This is a genomic window from Nocardioides psychrotolerans, from assembly GCF_900113685.1.
Taxonomy (GTDB): Bacteria; Actinomycetota; Actinomycetes; order Propionibacteriales; family Nocardioidaceae; genus Nocardioides; species Nocardioides psychrotolerans.
The window spans coordinates 70,934-91,114 of record NZ_FOQG01000013.1 but is presented as its reverse complement, the minus strand read 5'-3'; the positions used below and the strand labels follow the sequence as shown (position 1 = coordinate 91,114).

The 20,181-nt window shown below is 71.4% G+C and carries 21 protein-coding genes; 15 read left to right on the top strand and 6 right to left on the bottom strand.

Annotation, left to right across the window (positions count from 1 at the left end):
* Positions 1-4 precede the first annotated feature (4 nt).
* The 6 genes from BM204_RS15580 to BM204_RS15555 all read left to right on the top strand — a co-directional run bounded on the left by BM204_RS15580 (position 5) and on the right by BM204_RS15555 (position 6,559).
* Positions 5-1,588 (top strand): class I SAM-dependent methyltransferase, encoded by a 1,584-nt coding sequence (locus tag BM204_RS15580; protein WP_143099791.1) that lies wholly within the window; start codon positions 5-7, stop codon positions 1,586-1,588.
* Between the two features lie 2 nt (positions 1,589-1,590).
* Positions 1,591-2,886, top strand: coding sequence for a DUF6752 domain-containing protein (locus BM204_RS22710; RefSeq protein WP_307725912.1), 1,296 nt, complete (start codon positions 1,591-1,593; stop codon positions 2,884-2,886).
* Positions 2,887-2,893: 7 nt separating this feature from the next.
* Positions 2,894-3,115, top strand: coding sequence for a hypothetical protein (locus BM204_RS15570; RefSeq protein WP_091115185.1), 222 nt, complete (start codon positions 2,894-2,896; stop codon positions 3,113-3,115).
* Between the two features lie 106 nt (positions 3,116-3,221).
* Positions 3,222-4,421 (top strand): acyl-CoA dehydrogenase family protein, encoded by a 1,200-nt coding sequence (locus tag BM204_RS15565; RefSeq protein ID WP_091115183.1) that lies wholly within the window; start codon positions 3,222-3,224, stop codon positions 4,419-4,421.
* A 24-nt stretch (positions 4,422-4,445) separates the two neighbouring features.
* Positions 4,446-5,489 carry a DUF2332 domain-containing protein gene (locus BM204_RS15560; RefSeq protein ID WP_091115181.1) on the top strand — a complete coding sequence of 348 codons (1,044 nt, stop codon included), beginning with the start codon at positions 4,446-4,448 and terminating at the stop codon, positions 5,487-5,489.
* 26 nt (positions 5,490-5,515) lie between these two features.
* On the top strand, positions 5,516-6,559 hold the full coding sequence (locus tag BM204_RS15555) for a hypothetical protein (protein ID WP_091115179.1): 1,044 nt from the start codon (positions 5,516-5,518) through the stop codon (positions 6,557-6,559).
* On the opposite strand, the gene BM204_RS15550 is transcribed toward BM204_RS15555, so the two are convergent.
* Positions 6,529-7,035, bottom strand: coding sequence for a DUF6174 domain-containing protein (locus tag BM204_RS15550; protein ID WP_091115177.1), 507 nt, complete (start codon positions 7,033-7,035; stop codon positions 6,529-6,531). The genes BM204_RS15555 and BM204_RS15550 overlap by 31 nt on opposite strands.
* 121 nt (positions 7,036-7,156) lie before the next feature.
* Here BM204_RS15550 and BM204_RS15545 point away from each other — a divergent pair, with 121 nt between their 5' ends.
* Both BM204_RS15545 and BM204_RS15540 read left to right on the top strand, forming a co-directional pair.
* The gene (locus BM204_RS15545; protein WP_091115174.1) at positions 7,157-7,342 is read left to right on the top strand and encodes a DUF5302 domain-containing protein; all 186 of its coding nucleotides are present in this window, start codon (positions 7,157-7,159) and stop codon (positions 7,340-7,342) included.
* Between the two features lie 105 nt (positions 7,343-7,447).
* Positions 7,448-7,987 carry a MaoC family dehydratase gene (locus BM204_RS15540; RefSeq protein ID WP_246166289.1) on the top strand — a complete coding sequence of 180 codons (540 nt, stop codon included), beginning with the start codon at positions 7,448-7,450 and terminating at the stop codon, positions 7,985-7,987.
* A gap of 99 nt (positions 7,988-8,086) precedes the next feature.
* On the opposite strand, the gene BM204_RS15535 is transcribed toward BM204_RS15540, so the two are convergent.
* Positions 8,087-8,992, bottom strand: a complete 906-nt coding sequence (locus BM204_RS15535; protein ID WP_143099790.1) for a DUF559 domain-containing protein — start codon at positions 8,990-8,992, stop codon at positions 8,087-8,089.
* Positions 8,993-9,163: 171 nt separating this feature from the next.
* On the bottom strand, positions 9,164-10,327 hold the full coding sequence (locus tag BM204_RS15530; protein WP_091115167.1) for an MFS transporter: 1,164 nt from the start codon (positions 10,325-10,327) through the stop codon (positions 9,164-9,166).
* Positions 10,328-10,414: 87 nt separating this feature from the next.
* Between BM204_RS15530 and BM204_RS15525 the strand changes: the two genes are divergently transcribed.
* From BM204_RS15525 to BM204_RS15510, 4 genes are read left to right on the top strand one after another with little or no spacing between them, the layout of a single operon-like run.
* Positions 10,415-12,370, top strand: a complete 1,956-nt coding sequence (locus tag BM204_RS15525) for a CASTOR/POLLUX-related putative ion channel (protein WP_091115164.1) — start codon at positions 10,415-10,417, stop codon at positions 12,368-12,370.
* A gap of 6 nt (positions 12,371-12,376) precedes the next feature.
* Positions 12,377-12,952, top strand: a complete 576-nt coding sequence (locus BM204_RS15520; RefSeq protein ID WP_091115162.1) for a histidine phosphatase family protein — start codon at positions 12,377-12,379, stop codon at positions 12,950-12,952.
* A 31-nt stretch (positions 12,953-12,983) separates the two neighbouring features.
* Entirely contained in the window at positions 12,984-13,619 is a 636-nt protein-coding gene (locus BM204_RS15515) for a DUF6758 family protein (protein ID WP_246166293.1), read from the top strand.
* A gap of 22 nt (positions 13,620-13,641) precedes the next feature.
* Positions 13,642-14,520: a PHP domain-containing protein gene (locus tag BM204_RS15510; RefSeq protein WP_091115160.1), complete on the top strand. Its 879-nt coding sequence runs from the start codon at positions 13,642-13,644 to the stop codon at positions 14,518-14,520.
* 1 nt (position 14,521) lies between these two features.
* Here BM204_RS15510 and BM204_RS15505 read toward each other — a convergent pair whose 3' ends face one another.
* Positions 14,522-15,289 carry an SDR family NAD(P)-dependent oxidoreductase gene (locus tag BM204_RS15505; protein WP_091115158.1) on the bottom strand — a complete coding sequence of 256 codons (768 nt, stop codon included), beginning with the start codon at positions 15,287-15,289 and terminating at the stop codon, positions 14,522-14,524.
* 61 nt (positions 15,290-15,350) lie between these two features.
* On the opposite strand from BM204_RS15505, the gene BM204_RS15500 reads away from it, so the two are divergent.
* Positions 15,351-16,136, top strand: a complete 786-nt coding sequence (locus BM204_RS15500) for a ParA family protein (protein ID WP_091115156.1) — start codon at positions 15,351-15,353, stop codon at positions 16,134-16,136.
* A gap of 5 nt (positions 16,137-16,141) precedes the next feature.
* Entirely contained in the window at positions 16,142-16,834 is a 693-nt protein-coding gene (locus tag BM204_RS15495) for a L,D-transpeptidase (protein ID WP_170259181.1), read from the top strand.
* Positions 16,835-16,840: 6 nt separating this feature from the next.
* Here the strand turns inward: BM204_RS15495 and BM204_RS15490 are convergent, their stop codons facing one another.
* Both BM204_RS15490 and BM204_RS15485 read right to left on the bottom strand, forming a co-directional pair.
* Entirely contained in the window at positions 16,841-17,077 is a 237-nt protein-coding gene (locus tag BM204_RS15490) for a hypothetical protein (RefSeq protein ID WP_091115152.1), read from the bottom strand.
* Positions 17,078-17,122: 45 nt separating this feature from the next.
* Positions 17,123-18,577: a DEAD/DEAH box helicase gene (locus BM204_RS15485; RefSeq protein ID WP_246166302.1), complete on the bottom strand. Its 1,455-nt coding sequence runs from the start codon at positions 18,575-18,577 to the stop codon at positions 17,123-17,125.
* Between the two features lie 230 nt (positions 18,578-18,807).
* Between BM204_RS15485 and BM204_RS15480 the strand changes: the two genes are divergently transcribed.
* A complete protein-coding gene (locus BM204_RS15480; protein WP_091115149.1) occupies positions 18,808-19,509 on the top strand; it encodes a ferritin-like fold-containing protein in 702 nt (233 codons plus the stop codon).
* Positions 19,510-20,181: the final 672 nt, after the last annotated feature.

The following is a 20,181-nucleotide window of genomic DNA, read 5'->3' as shown; positions in this document are numbered from 1 at the left end:
TGTCGTGGCTGGCCCGGACATGCGCGTCGACGACGCGGGACTGCACTTCCCGGGAGACCACGCAGGCTCCGGCGACGTGTCCTTCGACGGCCACGTCGCGTGGTCCTACACCGCGACCCCCCGCCCGGGTCGCGACGAGCAGGTCGTGGCCTGGCCCAAGCGGATGAAGCGCTGGCTCAACGGCGAGTCCGCCGTGCGGGTCGTGGAGGGCGACGAGGAGCTGTTCTCCGGCCCGGTCACCTTCGGCACCGGCACCGGCCGTGTCCGCTTCGTCGACAAGGCCGGCATCCCGGTGATGATCGACAAGTGGGGTCTGCTCCAGCGGCCGTTCTCCGGTCGTGACTCCAGCGTCGTCGAGCAGATGGTCGACACGACCGACCGGATCCTCGAGGTGATGGAGTCGGAGTGCGGCGTGCTCGGGTGGATCGCCTTCGGCACGCTCCTGGGCGCGGCCCGCGAGGGCAAGGTGATCGGACACGACTCCGACATCGACCTGGCCTACCTCAGCGAGAAGCAGACGCCGGCGGAGATGGCCATCGAGCTCTACGAGGTCGGGCGCGCGCTGCGCCGCCACGGGATGACCGTGCTCAACAAGTCGGGATCCTTCATCACCGTCGTGTGGACCTCCCCCGACGGTGGCATGGCCAGCATCGACGTCTACACCTGCTTCTACGTGGGCGACCTGCTCCACGAGACCGCCACGGTGCGCCAGCAGGTGCCGCGCGCAGCGATCCTCCCGTTGACCGAGCTCGAGTTCGAGGGCCGGATGCTCCCTGCCCCGGCCGACCCGGACGCAATGCTGGCCGTGTCCTACGGCCCCGGCTGGCGGGTGCCGGACCCGTCGTTCAAGCACGAGCCCGGTCCCGAGACCGTGCAGCGCTTCGACGGCTGGTTCTCCTCGCTGATGCGTCAGCGTCGTGACTGGGAGCAGCACGTCGGCGACCTCGCCAAGGACCCCACCCACGGTGCGTCCGACTTCGCCGGGTGGGTGGCCGACCGGCTGCCCGAGGACGCCCGGGTGGTCGAGCTCGGCTCCGGCGCCGGCGACGACGCGCTCGCCCTCGCCGAGCGCGGCTGGGCCGTCGTCGGCCTCGACTACTCGCGCCAGTCGCTGCGCCGTCCCCAGCGGCTCGCGCGACGGGCGAGGCTGCCGGCGTCGTTCTCCCACCTCAACCTCTACGACCTGCGCGACGTCCTCACCCGGGCCGCACTGATCGCCCGCGACCGCCGCCCGCACACGCTCTATGCCCGCGAGCTGCTCGAGACGCTCGAGCCCGACGGGCTGGAGAACTTCTGGCGCTTCGCGTCCATGACCATGCGCGGCGGAGGCGCTGCCTTCCTCGAGGGGCAGGCCCTCTCGCGGCGCGACGCTGCTGAGTGGCGCGCCACCCACGGCGGCGGCAAGCGGCTGCCGCTCGACCCGCGCCTCGTCGAGGGCGAGGCCGTCCGCGCCGGGGGAGTCGTGGTGCACCGCGACGGTTTCCTCGACGCTGCGGCGGCCGTTGCCGGTGGCGCCCCGGCCCGGTGGAGAATGGTCGTCGAGTGGCCGGCGATCGCCGGAACCTCCGGAGAGGACTCCCAGCAGTGACCATGCGTCTCTACCTGCACGTCGGTGCGCCGAAATCGGGCACCACCTACCTCCAGCAGGTGCTCGAGGCCAACCGGGCGCGCCTGGCGTCGGCAGGGGTCCTCGTCGTCGGCGAGCGCCACCTCGACCGCATCCATGCCGCCATGGTGGTCCGCGAGGACCCCCGTCTCGACCACCTCCCCGAGCGCGCCCGCACCTCGTGGCGGCGGCTCGTCGAGCAGGTCATCGCCTGGCGCGGCGACAGCGCCGTCCTCAGCTACGAGCTCTTCGCCGGTGCGTCCGCCGAGCAGGTCACGACCGCCCTGGCCGACCTCGCCGGGATCGAGGTCCACGTCGTCATCACCGCTCGCGACCTCGGCGCCGCGGTCCCGTCCGCCTGGCAGGAGCGCCTCAAGTTCGCCCTCACCACGCCGTTCGAGCGGTGGAAGCCGCGTCCGGAGTCGGCCGGCGCCCGCGCCGAGTGGAGTTGGCGCACGATGGACCCGGCCGGCGTCGCCGCCCGCTGGGGCGCCGACCTGCCGCCCGAGCGCGTGCACGTCGTGACGGTCCCGCGCGGCGCGGCGGACGACCACGAGCTGTGGCGACGCTTCGCGGCTGCCTGCCGGATCGACGTTCCCGGGCTGCAGCTGGACGTGGAGCGGGTCAACGCCTCGCTGGGGCTGGTCGCTGCCGAGCTGCTGCGGCGCGTCAACGAGTTGGTGCGCGAGCCGATCACCGGCAACCGCGAGCAGTCCCGCTGGTTGCGCGACACCCTGGCCCACGGCGTCCTGGTCGACCTCGACCGGGAGCCGATCGGGCTCACCGACCGGCAGTTTGCCGATGCGTCGTCCCGCTCGACCGAGGCGGTGGCTGCGCTGCGCGAGGCCGGCTACACCGTGCACGGGGACCTCGACGACATCGTCGCGAGCCGTCGCGACGCACGCACCCCGGGCCAGGCCAGTGACACCGAGCTGCTCGCGGTCGCGGTCGCGACCATCGTGCGGCTGCTCGAGCTCGTGCGCGAACGCACCCTCGAGGGCGGTGCGGCCGCGTCGCCCCAGGCCGAGGAAGGCTCCCGCCTGTCCGTGCTAGGCAAGGGCGTCGTACGACGGGTCACGGCGCCGCGGGTCGACGCACGGGCCGAGGACCTCCGGGGGCGGGTGGCCGAGCTCGAGGCCGAGGTCGCGCGCAGCCGGGCCCTGCACCTGCGGGTCGCGGAGCTCACCGATGTGGTCACCGAGCTGCTGATGCCGCCGCGCTCGACCGACGGGCGCGTCGCTGCCAGGGCGCTCAACACCTACCGCAGTGAGTCCCTGTGAGGCTCCGATGAGGTCCTCGGGGCGGCTCCAGGGCGTCGCGCGCCGAATTGCCGCGGGCACGGGCCTCGAGGAGGTGCTGCGGTTGCGACGTCGGGTGGAGAGCCTCGAGGTCGCGGTCGCGGAGAACAGCGCGCTCGCCGAGCCGCTCGAGGCCCAGGTCGCGGCGCTGGAGCAGTCGCTCGTCGTGGCGTTGGAGCACCGGGTGCGTCAGGTGAGGAAGCGCTTCTGAGGGGTGTGAAACTGGCCATAGGACGAACGACGGGGGCCCGGTAGCGTTCGCGCAGCCCCCGCACCACGTCACTGCATCCAGCCCGGCACTACGAAGGAGCCAGACCATGGGTCGCCTCTGCGAGACCGACGGACTCACCGAAGACCAGACCGAGATCCTCAAGGCGGTCCGCCAGTTCGTCGACGAGAAGATCCTGCCGGTGGCCACGGAGCTGGAGCACGCGGACGAGTACCCCCAGGAGATCGTCGACGGTCTCAAGGAGCTCGGCATCTTCGGCGTGATGATCCCCGAGGAGTACGACGGCCTCGGCGAGTCGCTGCTGACCTACGCGCTGTGCGTCGAGGAGATCGCGCGAGGCTGGATGAGCGTCTCGGGCGTCATCAACACCCACTTCATCGTGGCCTATCTCCTGATGCGCCACGGCACCGAGGAGCAGAAGCAGAAGTACCTGCCCCGGATGGCGACCGGCGAGGTCCGTGGCTCGTTCTCGATGTCGGAGCCGGGTCTCGGCTCGGACGTCGCGGCGATCAAGACCAAGGCGACCAAGGGCGACGACGGCGACTACACCATCGACGGCCAGAAGATGTGGCTGACCAACGGTGGCTCCTCGACGCTGATCGCGGTGCTGGTCAAGACCGACGAGGGCAACGATTCGGTCTACAAGAACATGACGACCTTCCTGGTGGAGAAGGAGGCCGGCTTCGGCGAGACCGCGCCCGGCCTCACGATCCCGGGCAAGATCGACAAGATGGGCTACAAGGGCGTCGACACGACCGAGGCGATCTTCGAGGGCCACCAGATCTCGGCCGAGCAGATCCTGGGCGGTGAGGCCGGCAAGGGCTTCTACCAGATGATGGACGGCGTCGAGGTGGGTCGCGTCAACGTCGCGGCCCGCGCCTGCGGCATCGCCAACCGCGCCTTCGAGCTCGCGATCGCCTACGCCCAGACGCGTGAGACCTTCGGCAAGCAGATCGCCGAGCACCAGGCGATCCTCTTCCGCCTCGCGGAGATGGCGACCAAGGTCGAGGCCTCGCACGCGATGATGGTCAAGGCAGCGCGCATCAAGGACGGCGGGGAGCGCAACGACGTCGAGGCCGGGATGGCCAAGTACCTCGCAGCGGAGTACTGCAACGAGGTCGTCCAGGACTCCTTCCGCATCCACGGCGGCTACGGCTACTCCAAGGAGTACGAGATCGAGCGCCTCTACCGCGAGGCCGCGTTCATGCTGATCGGCGAGGGCACCGCCGACATCCAGAAGATGATCATCGGCCGGTCGCTGCTCAAGGACTACAAGCTCAAGTCCTGAGCCCCTCCTCCGACTAGGGGCGACATGGGTGACCTGGCGACGGCTCTGCGGCAGCAGGCGGTGGCGTGCGCGAGCCTCGGCTCACCGATGTACGCCGACCTGCTGCCGCGCGTCGCCGACGACCTGCAGGAGGGTGGCGCGACGGCCGCGGTGCTGGCGCCGTGGCTGGACGCCGCCGGGCCCGACGGGGTCGGCCTGCGGCTGCTCGGCAGCGTGCACCGGCTGGTGCTCCAGCGTCGCGCGGGCGGGCTGGGCGTGTTCTACCCCAGCGTCGGGGGCACCTGGTCGCCCGAGGACGGGTGGGCTGCCTTCCGCTCGTTGCTCGAGGAGGAGCCGGCCGCGGTCGCCGAGTGGCTCGACCGGCCCCCGCAGACCAACGAGGTCGGACGGGCGACGGTCCTCATGGCCGGGCTGCTGGCGCTCGGTCGCGAGCGGGCGCTGCCGGTGCGCCTCTTCGAGATCGGGTCGTCCGGCGGCCTCAACCTGCTGGCCGACCAGTTCCGCTACGTCGATGCCGACGGCTCGTCGATCGGGCCCGAGGACAGCCCGGTCGTGCTCGACCCGGCCTGGTCCGGCGTCGTGCCCCGGGGGGCGGTGCCGGAGGTGGTCGAGCGGATCGGCAGCGACGTGATGCCGATCGACGTCCGCTCCACCGAGGGACGACTGGCCCTGACGGCCTACGTGTGGCCAGACCAGGTCCACCGCCACGAGCGGCTCCGCGGCGCCCTGGCCCTCGCCGAGCGCACGTCGCTCGTCGTACGACGGCAGGCGGCGTCGGCGTTCGTCGAGGACATCGCACTGGTCGAGGGTGCGAGGACGGTGCTGTGGCACAGCGTGATTTGGCAGTACGTCGCCCGCGAGGAACAGGCCGCGATCACGGTGCGGATCGACGAGCTGGGCGCGCAGGCGACCGAGGCCGCGCCCTTCGCCCACGTCTTCCTCGAGCCGACGCGTCGTACGCCGTCGAGCGGGCACGAGTTCCTGGCGGTCGTGGAGTCCTGGCCGGGCGGCGAGCGCCGCATCCTGGGCACGTCGCGTGGTCACGGCGTGCCGACCCACTGCGAGTAGGGAGCCGACACCGCTAGCCTGCGTCCATGGCGAGCCGGGTGGTCCTGCACGTGGGGCTGATGAAGTCGGGCACCTCCTACGTCCAGCAGCGGCTCGAGGCCAACCGCGACCTCCTGCTCGAGCGCGGGGTGCTGCTGCCGGGGGAGCGCTGGCGCGACCAGGTGCTCGCGGTCAGCGACGTGCTGGGGCGGCGTCAGCTCGCGGGCAAGTCCGCGGGTCGGTGGGCGCGGCTGGTTGCGGACGTCGAGGCGCACGACGGTGCCGTCGTGGTGAGCATGGAGTTCCTCGGCCCGGCGCGGCCGGAGTTGATCGCCCGGGTGGTCGGCTCGTTCGGAGCCGTGCCCGTGGAGGTCGTGGTGACGCTGCGCGACCTCGGCCGCACGGTGCCCGCGATGTGGCAGGAGAGCCTGCAGAACGGCGGCACGCGCCTCTGGATCGACTATGTGCGGCTGCTCGACGGCAGGCGCAGGCCCGCCCAGGCGTTCTGGCGGCAGCAGGGGATGGGCCGCATCGTCGACAACTGGGTGGCAGCCGTCGGCCCGGCGAACGTCGCGCTCGTGACGGTGCCGCCGCCCGGCGCCGACCCCGGGTCACTGTGGGAGCGGTTCTGCGACGCGGCCGGCCTGGACGCGCTCGACGCGGCAACCGTCGCGCCCGCCAACACGTCCCTGGATGCCGCGTCGGCCATGGTCCTGCGCGAGCTCAACCTGCTCCTGGAGCAGGACGGGATCGCGTCCGGCGACTACCACCGGCTGGTGAAGTTCGAGCTGGGCAAGCGCGCGCTCGCCGGCTGCGTGGGGGAGTCGATCGGCTTCGACCCGCCGCGGTGGCTGCGCGAGCGTGCCTCCGCGATCCGGGAGCGGCTGGAGGCCTCGGGTGCACGGGTGGTGGGGGACCTGGGCGACCTGACGCCCCTCGCCACGCCCGGCACCGACCCCGACGCGGTCCCCGCCACCGACCTCGCCGCCGCAGCCGTGGCGGCCCTGAGCGCCGTCGTACGGGAGCGGGCGGGTCAGCCGTCCCGGCCGCCTCAGCCGCCTCAGCCGACGACGACGTCGGAGACGCCGTAGCCGATCTCCTCGTCGATGATCAGCTCGTCCTGGTCGACGTAGACCGACGTGGGGAAGTCCTGACCCGGCGGCCACTCGACGTCGACGCGTGTGGCCCCGGTGTCGTTGGCTGCCGCGATGACGTCGTCGATGGTGAGACGGCGGTAGTCGGGAGCCTCCGTGCCCTTGTCGACGCCGCGTCCGTCCTTCGTGTAGACCGCGTCGGCGACCTCGTCGTCCACCACGGTGACCCGCACGGGGGCGCCGATGTCCGCGCAGAAGCAGGACACCGTGAGCGTGTAGGCGTAGTCCTCCGGCGCGAAGTCGGGGTAGGTGCCGACGGTGGGCGCGGTGGTGGGCGCGGTGGTGGGCGCGGTGGTGGGCTCGGTCGTGATGGGCTCGGTCGTGATGGGGTCGCTGGCGACCTTGGAGCCCGCCGAGCCACAACCGACGAGGACCAAGCCGGCGGCGACGGCCGCCACGAGGGTGCGCAACATGGGGGTCGGACGCGCCGCGGGTGGTGCCGGTTGCACTCGCCGGGGAAAGTCTGTCGACGGGTGCTGGTGGGAGGTGCGAGGGTGGAGGAACGCACGCCTGTCCGCGACACCAGGAGGAACCATGACCGACTCCCCATCCGCGAACGACGACCTCAAGGCCAAGATGCGGGCCGCGCTGGACCGCAAGAACGACCGCGAGAAGGGCGTGCACCAAGACGGCCCCCTCGCCGAGAAGGCGCACGGCAGCGAGGTCGTCGGAGGTGCTCCCAAGATGCATCGCCGGAAGGCGGGCGGTGGCGGGTCCTGACCCGGGCCTCGCTGCCCCGGTGCCTGCCCGCAGGTCGGGCGGGTGGCCGGGGACCGTCGTACTGCTGCGAGACTGGGACGTCGTTTTCGTCGAGCATCAGGAGTGATGACGTTGCAGTTCGGTCGTAGCTATGAGGAGTTCGAGGTCGGTGCGACCTACCAGCACTGGCCCGGCAAGACGGTCACCGAGTTCGACGACCACATGTTCTGCCTGCTCACCATGAACCACCACCCGCTGCACCTCGACAGCAACTACGCCGAGGAGACCACCCAGTTCGGCAAGAACGTCGTGGTCGGCAACTACGTCTACTCGATCCTGCTCGGCATGTCGGTCCCCGACATCTCCGGCAAGGCAATCGCCAACCTCGAGGTCGAGTCGCTGCGCCACGTCGCGCCGACCTTCCACGGCGACACGCTCTACGGCGAGACCACCGTGCTGGACAAGTGGGAGTCGAAGTCCAAGGACGACCGGGGCGTCGTCCACGTCGAGACCATCGGCTACAACCAGGACGGCAAGGTCGTGTGCATCTTCCGCCGCAAGGTGATGGTGCCCAAGGACAGCTACCTCACCGCACGCGGTGGCGAGCAGCCCGGCCGCCCTCTGCCCCAGCCCGACAAGAACTGGCCGGGGCCTGCGGCCGACTGACTGCATGGGTCCCCGGATGTCCGGGGACCTTGGCGCTTGTCCGCCAATCCCGCCGGGCAGTTCGGCCGGCGGATGGCCGCGCCCAGCGGGGTGGAGCGCTCATGAGACGCGAACTGCCGACGTTGCCGCGACCAGCTGACGCGTTCGAACCTGCGTCGTCTCGAGCAGCACGCGACGGACCTGCTCGGGGTGATACATGACGTCCTCCCAGAGGAATCGGAGGACGACCCAGCCCCGGCGAGCGAACTCGGAGTAGCGGCGTACGTCGCGCTTGAACGCATCAACGTGGCCATGGTGCTCCCACGAGTCGGCCTCGATCGCGATCAGCAACCGGTCATCGACCAGGTCTGACCGACCGGCGTTGCCGATCCACCCCTGAGGGCGTACGTCGAGCCCGGGCACGCTCAGCGCGATCGCGCGCAGGACGGACTCGAAGGGGTTGTCGGCCAGCGCTGACGCGGCCCGGGCGACCCGTAGTGCGCGCGACCGTCCGGTGCGCGGTGACCGGGCCGCCGCCTCGAGCAGCTCGTCCTTCGTGAACAGGCCGGAGCGCAGGGCCGAGTCGGCGACGCACAGGGCGACGTCGAACTCGTAGGCACGGCTGCAGTCGACGACGGTCTGCACGGGGGTGGTCACGCCGTCCGCGACCGACGACGGGACCAGGTCCGCCCAGTGCAGCTCGACCTTCGTGGTCGCCGCCGGAGCGCGCGAGCTGCGCGGGGCGGTGAGCGTGGGCAGTGGAGGGGCCGTCTTGACCTTCCAACCGTGGTGCTGAGCCGCACTCAGGTGCGAGGTCGTCCCGCCCAGCTCAGCCGCCAGGACGCGGGTTGCTGCCTGCCCCGGCAGACCCACCTGCCGGCCCCTGATCCGCAGGACTCGCCCGTCCTCCAGCGCATCACGTGCAGCCGCTCGACCGGTCAGGCGGCGCCACTCGCCGATGCCGGCGATGCCACCCAGCGACTCGAGGGCGGCCCCGGGGTCCATGACTTCTGACGTCGTCTCCATGGCTCACCTTGGACCGATCAGGTCGGCGCTCGCTGAGCTCATCCACAAGCGCGCGAATGTCGGCAGTTCGGCGCGAGCGAACGACAGGTCACGCTCGAGCAAGTCGCCGAGCACACGAACTGCCCGGTTGCTTTGGCGGACAAGCGCCAACGTCCCCGGTTGACCGGGGACTCATGCAGGCTGCGGCTCGACCGGCTCCCCGGCCGCCGGCGCGAACGCCCGGGCGAGGGGCAGCAGGGCGAGGACGAGCACCATCGGGATCGCGAAGCCGAGCCGCAGGTCGTCGCGGCCGACGGCCCCGGTGAGGACCGCGCCGAGCAGGGCGCCGGCGTAGTTGAATTGGTTGAAGCGGCCGATCACGGCGTCCACCCGGGCCTGCCGTGACGCCTCGTCGACGCCCTCGCCGGCGATGCGGGCGGCGGCCGAGAACGACAGCGGTGCGATGACCGCGACCCCGGCGCCGAGCAGGGTGAAGCCGAGCACGGCGACCGGCCACGACGGCGCCAGCACGATGATGACCAGCGCGCCGCAGGACACCAGCGCGCCGACCCGGATGACCCGCACGGCGCCGTGGCCGCGGACCAGGACGTCGCCCCCGAGCCTCAGCGCGAGGCTCGCGACGAGGTAGGGCAGGGTCGCGAGCGCGACGAGGCCGTCGGGGGTGGAGACGGTGGTGTCGAGGTAGACCGCGCCCCAGGTCTGGGCGGCGGTGTCGACCATGTAGAACACGACCATCGCGAGGCCCACCAGCAGCAGCGGTCGCCACGGTACGTCGGAGGGCACAGCCGGCAGGACGCTGACGGCCCGCGGGAGGAACGGCAGCACCAGCACCGCGAGCGGCACGGCGGCGACCCCTGCCGCGACTTCGAGCGGCAGCGTGGAGGTGGCGAGCGTCAGAGCCGCGCCGACGATGCCGCCGAGCGTCCAGGCGCCGTGGAAGGACGGCAGGATCGGGCGGCCGTAGGCGTGCTCGACCGCGACGGCCTGCATGTTGGTGGTGGCGTCGACGACACCGAGCGCGACCCCGTAGACGGCCAGCCCACCGACGAAGACCTCCATCGTCGGGGCGGTCGTGAGCACGGGGACCGCGATCACGGTGAGCGCCAGCCCGAGCCGCAGCAGCCAGGCGCTCTCGCGTTGCTTGGCGAGCGCCTCGGCCACCACCGAGCCGACGCCCGCGAGCAGCACCATCATCAACAGGAGCAGCGACAGGGTGAGCTCGGAGATCTCCCAGCGGTCCTGGTAGTCCGGCAGCCGTGTGGTCAGGCTGATGAACACCAGCCCCTGGCTGAGGAAGGCGGCCGCGACGGCGAGCCGCGACGCACGCAGTTCCACCGGGCGATCGTGACACGAGTCCCGCTGAAACCGGTGTCCTACGCCCCCAACTGCGCGAGGATTCGCGGGACGAACGAGGAGACACACATGGCTCGCACCGGCCAGCAGATGCGCATGCGCACCGCCAAGGCGATGGCTCGCGGTGGGTCGGCCAACCGCTCGGCCAACGCGCCGAAGTCGGACCTGGGCGACAAGCTGCGCTACCGCTTCGACAACTCCATGTCGCGCGGCACCCCGGCGCTGATCGCCTGGCTGAGCGTGGCCACCCTGGTCCTGATCGTCGTCTTCTCGGTGTTCGTCTCGCTGCTGGGCCTGCGCCCGGAGACAGACGGTGTTCCCGACGGCTTCCTCCACGAGATGTTCTACAGCCTGCTGCACGCCCTCGACCCCGGCACGATCGGCGGCGACGATGCCAGCTCGTGGCGCTTCGTGCTGACGATGCTGGCGCTGACGATCGCCGGCCTCTTCATCGTGAGTGCCCTCATCGGTGTGATCGCTGCGGGCATCGACACGAAGCTGGCCGACCTGCGCCGGGGGAGGTCGATCGTCCTGGAGCGGGACCACACGGTGATCCTGGGCTGGTCGGACTCGATCTACACGATCATCAGCGAGCTCACCATCGCCAACGAGAGCCGCACCAAGCCGGTCATCGTGATCCTGGCCGACCGCGACAAGGTCGACATGGAGGACGAGGTCAAGGCGAAGGTGCCCGACCTGAGGGGCACCCGGGTCATCTGTCGCTCCGGCTCGCCGATGGACATCGACGACCTGCTGCTCAGCAGCCACACCAGCGCCCGCTCGGTGATCCTGCTGGCACCCGAGTCGGAGGATCCCGACAGCGAGGTCATCAAGACCCTGCTTGCCCTGACCCACGGCGGTGAGGGCGGGCCCAACATCGTCGCCGAGATCCGCAACCCCACCAACCTCGAGGCCGCGCGCCTGGTCGGTGCGGACCGGACGGTCCTGCTCGACATCCGCGAGACGGTCGCCAAGCTGGTCGTCCAGACCTCACGGCAGTCGGGCGCCGCCGCGGTCTACACCGAGCTGTTCGACTACGACGGCGACGAGATCTACTTCCTGGAGCAGCACGGCCTCGCTGGCCTGACGTACGCCGAGGCGCTGCTGGCCTTCGAGAAGGCCTCGGTCATCGGGTTGGTCAGGGACGGGGTGCCCACGCTCAATCCACCCGGGGACACCCTCGTGGGCAACAGCACCCTGGTGGTCGTGGCCGAGGACGACGAGGGGCTGGAGCATGAGAGTCGCGCCCTCACGCAGCCCGACCTCGGCGCCCTCGGGACGCAGGCCGAGACCGAGGAGCACCCCACCCAGGCGCTGCTGATCGGGTGGAACGAGCGGGCGCTGATCATCCTGCGGGAGCTCGACCACTATGCCCCGCCGGGCTCGACGCTCACCGTCGTGACGTCATTCGGCCAGCCGGTCGTCCCGGTGCTGGAGAACCTCGCCGTCACCGTGGTCGCCGCGTCGACGACGGATCGCGCCACCCTCGAGAGCCACCTCGTGCCGGGCCTCGACCAGGTCATCGTGCTCTGCTACTCCGACCACCTCGCGGTGCAGGCCGCCGACGCCCGCACCCTGGTCACGCTGCTGCACGTGCGCGACATCCTCAGCCGCACGGACTCCTTCACCCCGGTGGTCAGCGAGATGCTCGACGACCGCAACCGGGTGCTCGCCCAGGTCGCCCACGTCGACGACGTGGTCGTCAGCGGCGAGATCGTGAGCCTCCTGGTCACCCAGCTCTCCGAGGACCGTCGCCTGGAAGCCGTCTTCGGACAGCTGCTCGGCGACGAGGGCAGCGAGATCTACCTCCGCCCGGCCGAGTGGTACGTCCAGCCCGGCCGCGAGGTCACCTATGCCACCGTCATCGCAGGAGCCGTGGCCCGGGGGGAGACGGCGATCGGCTACAAGTCCGGGGCCCTCGCCGGCAACGACGTCGCGGGCTTCGGTGTGGTCGTCAACCCGGCCAAGTCACGCACCTTCGACGTGGTGCCGGGTGACCGGGTGGTCGTGCTCGCCGAGGCGTGACCCAGGATGGTGGCCGTGAGTGAGCACGCAGAGCTCTGGCTGGTCCGGCACGGCCCGACCGAGTGGAGCGAGAACGGCCGCCACACCTCCGTCACCGACCTGCCCCTGCTGCCGCACGGCGAGGAGCTCGCCCGCGGGCTCGCCCCGCGACTGACGGGGACCACCTTCGCGCAGGTGCTGACCAGCCCACGCCGCCGCGCTCGTCGTACGGCGGAGCTCGCGGGATTCGCGCACGCCGAGGTCGACGACGACCTGGTCGAGTGGGCCTACGGCGACTACGAGGGCATCACCACGCCCCAGATCCGCGAGACCGTGCCGGGCTGGACGGTCTGGACCGGTGGATGCCCCGGCGGTGAGCGCCCCGACCAGGTCGGCGCACGGCTGGACCGCGTCGTCGATCGTGCCCGTCGCGCGAGCGGCGCGACGCTGGTCTTCGCGCACGGCCACTCGTTGCGGGTGCTCACGGCCCGCTGGCTGGGGCTGCCCGTGGAGGACGGTCGGCTCTTCCGCCTGGACACCGCGACCGTCTCGGTCCTGGGCTACGAGCGCGAGAGCCCGGTGGTCCTGCGCTGGAACTCTTGACGGGGCTGCCCGCACCGATGACCGTGGGCGCATGGACCTGACCGTCGGCTGCCCGCGCTGCCCCACCCCGATCGCCCAGGTCGAGAACCGGTGGAGCTGCCCCGAGCACGGTGACGTGGCGCCGCTGTGGCGCCCGCCCGAGGCGTCGTACGACGCGTTCGTCGACCACCTGCACGCCTCGGTGGGCTTCCCCACCCTCATCCCCTGGCCGGTGCCGCCGGCCTGGAGCGTCACCGACTTCGCGGTCGTGGGGGCCGACCCCGAGCGGGCGCGCGCGACGATGATCGCCTGCTCCGGCACCAGCGAGCTCGACGGGCCGGTCGACTTGATCATCATCAGCGAGGAGGCCGGCGTCGGCCTCGGCGCGCGGATCGCCGGCACCCGCCACGACGATCCCGGCAGCGACATCAGCTCCGGATCGCCGATGGTCAAGGTGCACATCGACCATCAGGCAGTCCCGCTGTGGGCGATCTCGACGAGCAACGCGACGGTGGAGTGGGACCGGTCGGTGGTGGCGGGCGAGGCCTCCGGTCGGTGGCTGTGGCTGGTCTTCCGTCCGGCCTCGGCCCTGCTGTTGCTGAGTGATGACTGGATCCTGCGCGACCTCTCCGAGGTCGGCCCCCAGCTCGTCGAGCTGCCGTTCGGTGGTCCTGCGCCGCTCTGGTGATCCCGGCGCCTAGCCTGGAGCGGTGCGCATCGACCTCCACACCCACTCCCGGGCGAGTGACGGCACCGAGACACCGGGCGACCTCGTCCGCGCCGCGGGGGTCGCCGGCCTGGACGTCGTGGCGATCACCGACCACGACACCGCCACCGGCTGGGACGAGGCGGCCCGCGCGGCAGCCGAGATCGGTATCGAGCTGGTCCGCGGCATGGAGATCAGCACCAAGCACGCGGGCGTCGGCGTGCACCTGCTCGCCTACCTGCCCGACCCCACCCACCCGGGACTGGTCACCGCCCTCGACAAGATCCTCGACGGGCGCACCTCGCGGGTGCCGGCGATGCTCGACAAGCTGCGGGACCACGGCATCGACATCGACATCGCCGACGTGAGGAGGGTGGCCGACGGCACCGCCGCGACCGGGCGGCCACACGTCGCGGACGCGCTCATCGAGCTCGGCGCCGTCGCCGACCGCGGCGAGGCGTTCCGCACGCTGCTCAACCCGGGGCGACCGGCCTACGTCGACCGCTACGCCGCGTCGCTCGTCGACGTCATCCGCATGGTCACCGACGCTGGTGGCATCAGCGTCATCGCTCACCCGTGGGGTCGTCACGCCTCCGGGGAGCCGGGGGAGGAGACGCTGGCCGACCTCGTCGAGGTCGGCCTGGCCGGCATCGAGGTCGACCACCAGGACCACGACGCCGAGGACCGCGAGCGGCTGCGGGCCATCGGGCGCAACCTCGGACTGGTCATGACCGGGTCCAGCGACTACCACGGGCTCGGCAAGGTCGACCACGACCTGGGCTGCAACACCACCGAGCCGGAGCACTACGCACGGCTGCTCGACCTGGCCGCCACCGCCGCAGCGCGCTCGGGGCGCCCGACCCCAGAGGTCCTCCGCCCGTGACCTACTTGCGACCGAGCGACTGCAGCCCCTGCAGCGCCCGGCTCGGGACCAGCCGGGTCAGCGCCGCGATGGCCTTGTACTGCGCGCCGGGGATCGAGAACACCCGGCCCTTGTCGTAGTCGCTGAGCGCCTTGGACACCAGGAAGTCCACGTCGAGCCACAGGAAGTCCGGGGCGGAGCTGCGGCTGACGTCCATGCGCTCGTGGAACTCGGTCTTGGTGAAGCCGGGGCACAGCGACATCACGGTCACGCCCTGGGGGCGGTACTCGTTGGCGGCCCACTCGCTGAAGCTGTTGACCCACGCCTTGGCCGCCGAGTAGGTGCCGCGGGGGAGGAACGCCGCCACGGACGAGACGTTGATGACACCGCCGTGGCCACGCTCGGCCATCGGACCGAGGGCGGCGTGGGTGAGCCGCAGCACCGCTGTGACGAGGACGTCGAGCATATCGGTCTCGGTGTCCGCGGAGTTGTCGAGGAAACGCTCCTTCAGCCCGAAGCCGGCGTTGTTGACCAGCAGCTCCACCGGGCGCGTGACGTCGGCCAGCCGGGCCTCGACCTGCGCCAGCTGGGTGCGGTCGGCGAGGTCGGCGGGCAGCACCTCGACCTGCACGCCGTGTGCTGCGGTGAGCTCGGCTGCGACGGCGGCGAGCCGCCCCTGGTCGCGCGCCACGAGGATCAGGTCGTGGCCGCGACGGGCGAGGTGGTGGGCGAATGAGTGGCCGATGCCGGCGGTGGCGCCGGTCACGAGGGCGGTGCGGGTGCTCGACATGAGCCAAGTGAAACAGGTGGGATCCCCACCCTCGCGGGGGAGTCCGGCATGATGGACCCCGATGAGCACGAAGCGCACGACCCTCGCGATCGCCAACCAGAAGGGTGGCGTCGCCAAGACGACCTCGGTGGCCTCGATCGGTGCCGCCCTGGCCGAGCTGGGCCACTCCGTCCTGCTGGTCGACCTCGACCCCCAGGCCTGCCTGACGTTCTCCCTCGGCATCGACCCCGAGGACCTCGAGCTGTCGGTCCACCACGTGCTCACCAAGGGTCTCGACGCCACCGAGGTCATCATCGCGACCGACGACGGCGTCGACCTGCTGCCGGCCACGATCGAGCTGGCCCGTGCCGAGGCCGACCTGCTGACCCGCACGGGTCGCGAGCAGGTGCTCCGTGCCGTGGTCGAGGACCTCGAGGCCAAGGGCACCCACTACGACTGGATCCTGCTCGACTGCCCGCCCTCGCTCGGCGTGCTGACGGTCGCCGCGCTCACGGCGGCCGACGGCGTGCTGATCCCGCTGCAGTGCGAGACCCTGTCCCACCGCGGCGTCGGGCAGCTCCTCGACACCGTCCACGACGTACGCCGCTTCACCAACCGTGGCCTCGAGGTCTGGGGGGTGCTCCCGACGCTCTACGACGGCCGCACGACCCACTCGCGCACCGTCCTCGAGACGATCTCGGAGACCTACGAGCTCGAGGTCATCGAGCCCCCGATCCCCAAGACCATCAAGTTCGCCGAGGCGCCGGCCGCCGGTCGGTCGATCCTCGCGACGAGCCGCACGAGCAAGGGTGCCCAGGCCTACCGCGCGGTCGCCGCCAACCTCGTGACCCGGGCCGGCCGAGGCTGACACGCGTGGGCAAGCACCGCGCCGAGGTCCGGCCACGCTACGGCCGGATCGCCGTCCTGGGCTCCTCGCTGGCCGTGACGCTGATCGCCGTCCTCGGCGGCACCGGCGCGCTGCCGCAGTCGGCCGAACCGGCGCGGGCGTCGATCAGCGCGGACCGCGACGTCGCGGACACCTCACCCCGGCCGTCGTACGACGAGCCGTCGACGACCGCGATCGACCCGGTGACCCCGTCGGTCGAGGTCGACCCGGCGGCCGCTCGCGAGCTCGCCCAGGTGGCGCGACGGGCGGAGAAGACGCTGCCCGCCGACTCGGGTGAGGGCAGGCGGGTGGTGTTCAGCGAGGGGCGGCAGCGGGTCTGGTTGGTGGAGGAGCGTGGCGAGGTCGCGATGACCTACCTGGTCTCCGGCAGCATCTACGACAATCTCGAGCCCGGCACCTTCGAGGTCTACTCCCGCGCCGAGGACGCGACCGGGATCGACGACTCGGGCACGATGAAGTACTTCGTGCGCTTCACCCAGGGCGACACCGGTGCCGCCATCGGCTTCCACGACATCCCGGTGCTCGACGGCGAGCGGATCCAGGGCTTCGACGAGCTGGGCACCCCGCTGTCGCACGGCTGCATCCGTCAGCGCCGCTCCGACGCGATCGCGCTCTGGGACTTCGCGCCCCTCGGCACGACCGTCGTCGTCACCGTCTGAGCCGGGTCACCGGGGGAGCGTCCCCTCGGGGCGCTCGTAGTCCGAGGGCTCGCTCTCGATCATGTAGTTGGGGTCCTCGCCGATGCGCTGGACCATCAGGTCGAGCCACGCCTGGTCGCTCGTCTCGATGTCGCGCTCCGCGAGCTGGCCGCGCAGGTAGGCGCCCAGGTCGGTCTCGCCGACCGACTTCGCGACCGACGTCGCGTCGACAGCGGCCTGCAGGTTGGCGTCATAGATGGCCATGCTCGTGCTCCTGACGTAGGGGAGCTTCGAGCCTAGCCAGGGTGGTCAGGCAGGCTGCGGGGTGGTCCCGGCCTCGCCGCCGGAGGTGTTGCCCGAGCCGCCGCGCCGACGGCGGCTGCGAGTGCGGCCGCCACCCTCGGTGCTGGCAGGGGTGCTGGCGGGGGTGCTGGCGGGGGTGCTGGCGGAGTCGCCGGCGGCGGAGGACGCGGCAGGCTGAGCGCTGTCACCGTCGGTGCTGCCGGACCCGCCGCTGCGGGTGCGGCTGCGGCCACGGTTGCGGTTGGGACGGTCACCGCCGGACTCGCTGCGACGACGGTCGCCACCGCGGTCTCCACCCCGGTCACCCCGGTCCTCGCGGGGCTTGCGCTCCACCGGGGCGGCGTCGACGATGCGACCCTTCGTGCCCGGGGGGATGCCCTGGTCGTGGTAGAGGTGCTCGGAGGTCGAGTAGGTCTCCTGCGGCTCTTCGAAGGGCAGGTCGAGGGTCTTGTTGATGACCTTCCACCGGGTGATGTCGGCCCAATCGACGAAGGTGATCGCGATGCCCGAGGCGCCCGCGCGACCGGTGCGGCCGATGCGGTGGACGTAGGTCTTGTCGTCCTCGGGGCAGGTGTAGTTGATGACGTGGGAGACGCCGGCGACGTCGATGCCGCGGGCGGCGACGTCGGTCGCGACGAGCACGCGGATCTTGTCCTCGCGGAACTTCGCGAGCGCCTTCTCGCGGGCGATCTGGGCCATGTCGCCGTGCAGGGGGCTGGCGCTGAAGCCGCGCTCCGCGAGGTCGTCGGCGACGCGCTGCGCCTGACGCTTGGTGCGGGTGAAGACGATGATCTTGCCGGCGTCCTCGGCCTGCAGGACGCGGCCGATGATCTCGGGCTTGTCGAGGTCGTGGGCCTGGTAGATGAACTGCGCGGTCGCGGGCACCATCGTGGTGTCGTAGGAGGACTCGGCGCGGATGTTCATCGGGTGGCGCATGTGGGTGCGGGCCAGGGCGACGATCGCGGCCGGCATCGTGGCCGAGAACAGCATCGTCTGACGAGTCTCGGGGGTCATCTTCAGGAGTCGCTCGACGTCGGGCAGGAAGCCCAGGTCGAGCATTTCGTCGGCCTCGTCGAGCACCAGCGCGTGCACGTGGGAGAGGTCCAGCGCCTTGCGGTTGGCCAGGTCGATGAGGCGACCCGGGGTGCCGACGACGACGTCGACACCGGACGCGAGCGTGTCGAGCTGGGTGTCGTAGCCGACGCCGCCGTAGACGGTCAGGACGCGCAGCCCGAGGTCCTTGCTGGCGAGGTGGAGGTCGTTGGAGACCTGGAGCGCGAGCTCGCGGGTCGGGGCGACGATCAGGGCCTGCGGCTTGCCCTGCGGCAGGTCGGCGTAGGCGGGGTCGGTGGAGACGACGCTTCGCTGGAGGACGGGGATGCCGAACGCCAACGTCTTGCCGGTGCCCGTGCGGGCCTGGCCGATCAGGTCGGTGCCCATCAGGGCGACCGAGAGGGTCATCTCCTGGATGGCGAAGGGGGTGATGATGCCGGCGCGCTCGAGGGCGTCGCAGATGAGGGGCAGGACGCCCAGCTCACGGAAGGTCGTGGTCAAGGGTGCAATCGCTTTCGCAGTGGTTCAGCCGGTCAGCCGAAACAGAAGTCGGATGCGGCAGATTCACACTCGGCCGCGCACATACGGGCCGCCGACGGCGGCAACAGTGACGGTCAGTCTATCGGTAGGGTGCGAGCATGCCCGCATCTCCACCCGACGACGTCCCGGTCGCCTTCGCCGACCCCGCCTACCGCGAGGCCGTGATCGACCTGCTGGCCGTCATCGCGTACGGCGAGATCACCGCCTTCGAGCGGCTCGCGGAGGACGCCAAGCTGGCGCCGACTCTCGAGGACAAGGTCGCGCTCGCCGCGATGGCCACTGCGGAGCTGGACAAGGTGGGGCCGTTGCGCGACCGCATCACCGAGCTCGGCGGGGAGCCGTTCGCCGCGATGGCGCCGTTCCGCTCCGCGGTCGACCTGTTCCACGCCCACACCGCCCCGGCCGACTGGCCCGAGGGCCTGGTGAAGGCCTACGTCGGAGACGGGTTGGCCAACGACTTCTACCGCGAGATCGCCGCCTACCTCGACCCCGACACCCGAGACCTCGTCGTCTCCTCGGTCGACACGGCCGGCAACGCGGCGTTCGTGGTGGAGAAGGTCCGCGAGGCGATCGCGGCCGACCACCGTCTCGGCGGCCGGCTCGCGCTCTGGGGTCGACGGCTGATGGGGGAGGCCCTCACCCAGGCCCAGCGGGTCGCCGCCGAGCGCGACGCCCTCACCGCCCTGCTCGCCGGCGGCGTCGACCGCCCCGGGCTCGACCTCGCCGCGATCGGGCGGATGTTCACCCGCCTCACCGAACGTCACGCCGAGCGCATGGCCGAGCTGGGGCTGGACTCCTAGCCCGACGCTTCAGGGCACGCTGGTCACCGTGACGGTCGTGCAGGCCTTGTCCGGAGTGCCGCCGCGGAGTCGGGTCGTGCTGCACGTTCACCTCGCAGAGGCAGCCCTCGTCGGTGGCGGCAGTACCGACGGCTGCCTGGTGCGGGTGGAGAACACCAGGTCCCGGATCTGGGCCGACCGCGTCCGCGACTGGTGCGCCAGCCCCGACGCGCACGTCGTCGTGCGCCCGGTCATCGACCTCGCCGACCACGTGCACGTGGGCGGCTACGAGATCCCCGACCGGCTGAGGGTCCAGCGTGAGCTGCTCGACCACCACTGCGTGTTCCCGTGGTGCACGAGAACCGCGAGGTCCTGCGGCATCGACCACATCACGCCGCGCGACCAGAGCGGGACCACGTGCTCCTGCAACACAGCCCCGTTGTGTCGTGGGCACCACCGCGCGAAGACCCACTCCGGATGGGACGACGACGCGATCGATGACGGCGTCTTGTGTGGCGATCACCGAACGGGTTGTTCGTCCGCCGCGATGACCACGGCAGCACCCCGATCGACAAGCCTCCGACCGCCCCACCCGGCGAGACCTGAGTCCAGCGCCCCACAACCCGCCGCCGGCGGGGGTCATCGGCACGTCCGGCCACAGCCCCGACCTGATGACGGGGCGACCGGGGAGGT

Bases quoted from the DNA above. Each gene is read 5' to 3' on its own strand.
- BM204_RS15570 (WP_091115185.1), top strand. From the start codon at position 2,894: ATGAGGTCCTCGGGGCGGCTCCAGGGCGTCGCGCGCCGAATTGCCGCG.
- BM204_RS15550 (WP_091115177.1), bottom strand. From the start codon at position 7,035: ATGTTGCGCACCCTCGTGGCGGCCGTCGCCGCCGGCTTGGTCCTCGTC.
- BM204_RS22710 (WP_307725912.1), top strand. From the start codon at position 1,591: ATGCGTCTCTACCTGCACGTCGGTGCGCCGAAATCGGGCACCACCTAC.
- BM204_RS15505 (WP_091115158.1), bottom strand. From the start codon at position 15,289: ATGTCGAGCACCCGCACCGCCCTCGTGACCGGCGCCACCGCCGGCATC.
- BM204_RS15545 (WP_091115174.1), top strand. From the start codon at position 7,157: ATGACCGACTCCCCATCCGCGAACGACGACCTCAAGGCCAAGATGCGG.
- BM204_RS15515 (WP_246166293.1), top strand. From the start codon at position 12,984: ATGGACCTGACCGTCGGCTGCCCGCGCTGCCCCACCCCGATCGCCCAG.
- BM204_RS15490 (WP_091115152.1), bottom strand. From the start codon at position 17,077: ATGGCCATCTATGACGCCAACCTGCAGGCCGCTGTCGACGCGACGTCG.
- BM204_RS15555 (WP_091115179.1), top strand. From the start codon at position 5,516: ATGGCGAGCCGGGTGGTCCTGCACGTGGGGCTGATGAAGTCGGGCACC.
- BM204_RS15520 (WP_091115162.1), top strand. From the start codon at position 12,377: ATGGTGGCCGTGAGTGAGCACGCAGAGCTCTGGCTGGTCCGGCACGGC.
- BM204_RS15485 (WP_246166302.1), bottom strand. From the start codon at position 18,577: ATGACCCTCTCGGTCGCCCTGATGGGCACCGACCTGATCGGCCAGGCC.
- BM204_RS15565 (WP_091115183.1), top strand. From the start codon at position 3,222: ATGGGTCGCCTCTGCGAGACCGACGGACTCACCGAAGACCAGACCGAG.
- BM204_RS15480 (WP_091115149.1), top strand. From the start codon at position 18,808: ATGCCCGCATCTCCACCCGACGACGTCCCGGTCGCCTTCGCCGACCCC.
- BM204_RS15500 (WP_091115156.1), top strand. From the start codon at position 15,351: ATGAGCACGAAGCGCACGACCCTCGCGATCGCCAACCAGAAGGGTGGC.
- BM204_RS15525 (WP_091115164.1), top strand. From the start codon at position 10,415: ATGGCTCGCACCGGCCAGCAGATGCGCATGCGCACCGCCAAGGCGATG.
- BM204_RS15560 (WP_091115181.1), top strand. From the start codon at position 4,446: ATGGGTGACCTGGCGACGGCTCTGCGGCAGCAGGCGGTGGCGTGCGCG.
- BM204_RS15535 (WP_143099790.1), bottom strand. From the start codon at position 8,992: ATGGAGACGACGTCAGAAGTCATGGACCCCGGGGCCGCCCTCGAGTCG.
- BM204_RS15540 (WP_246166289.1), top strand. From the start codon at position 7,448: ATGACGTTGCAGTTCGGTCGTAGCTATGAGGAGTTCGAGGTCGGTGCG.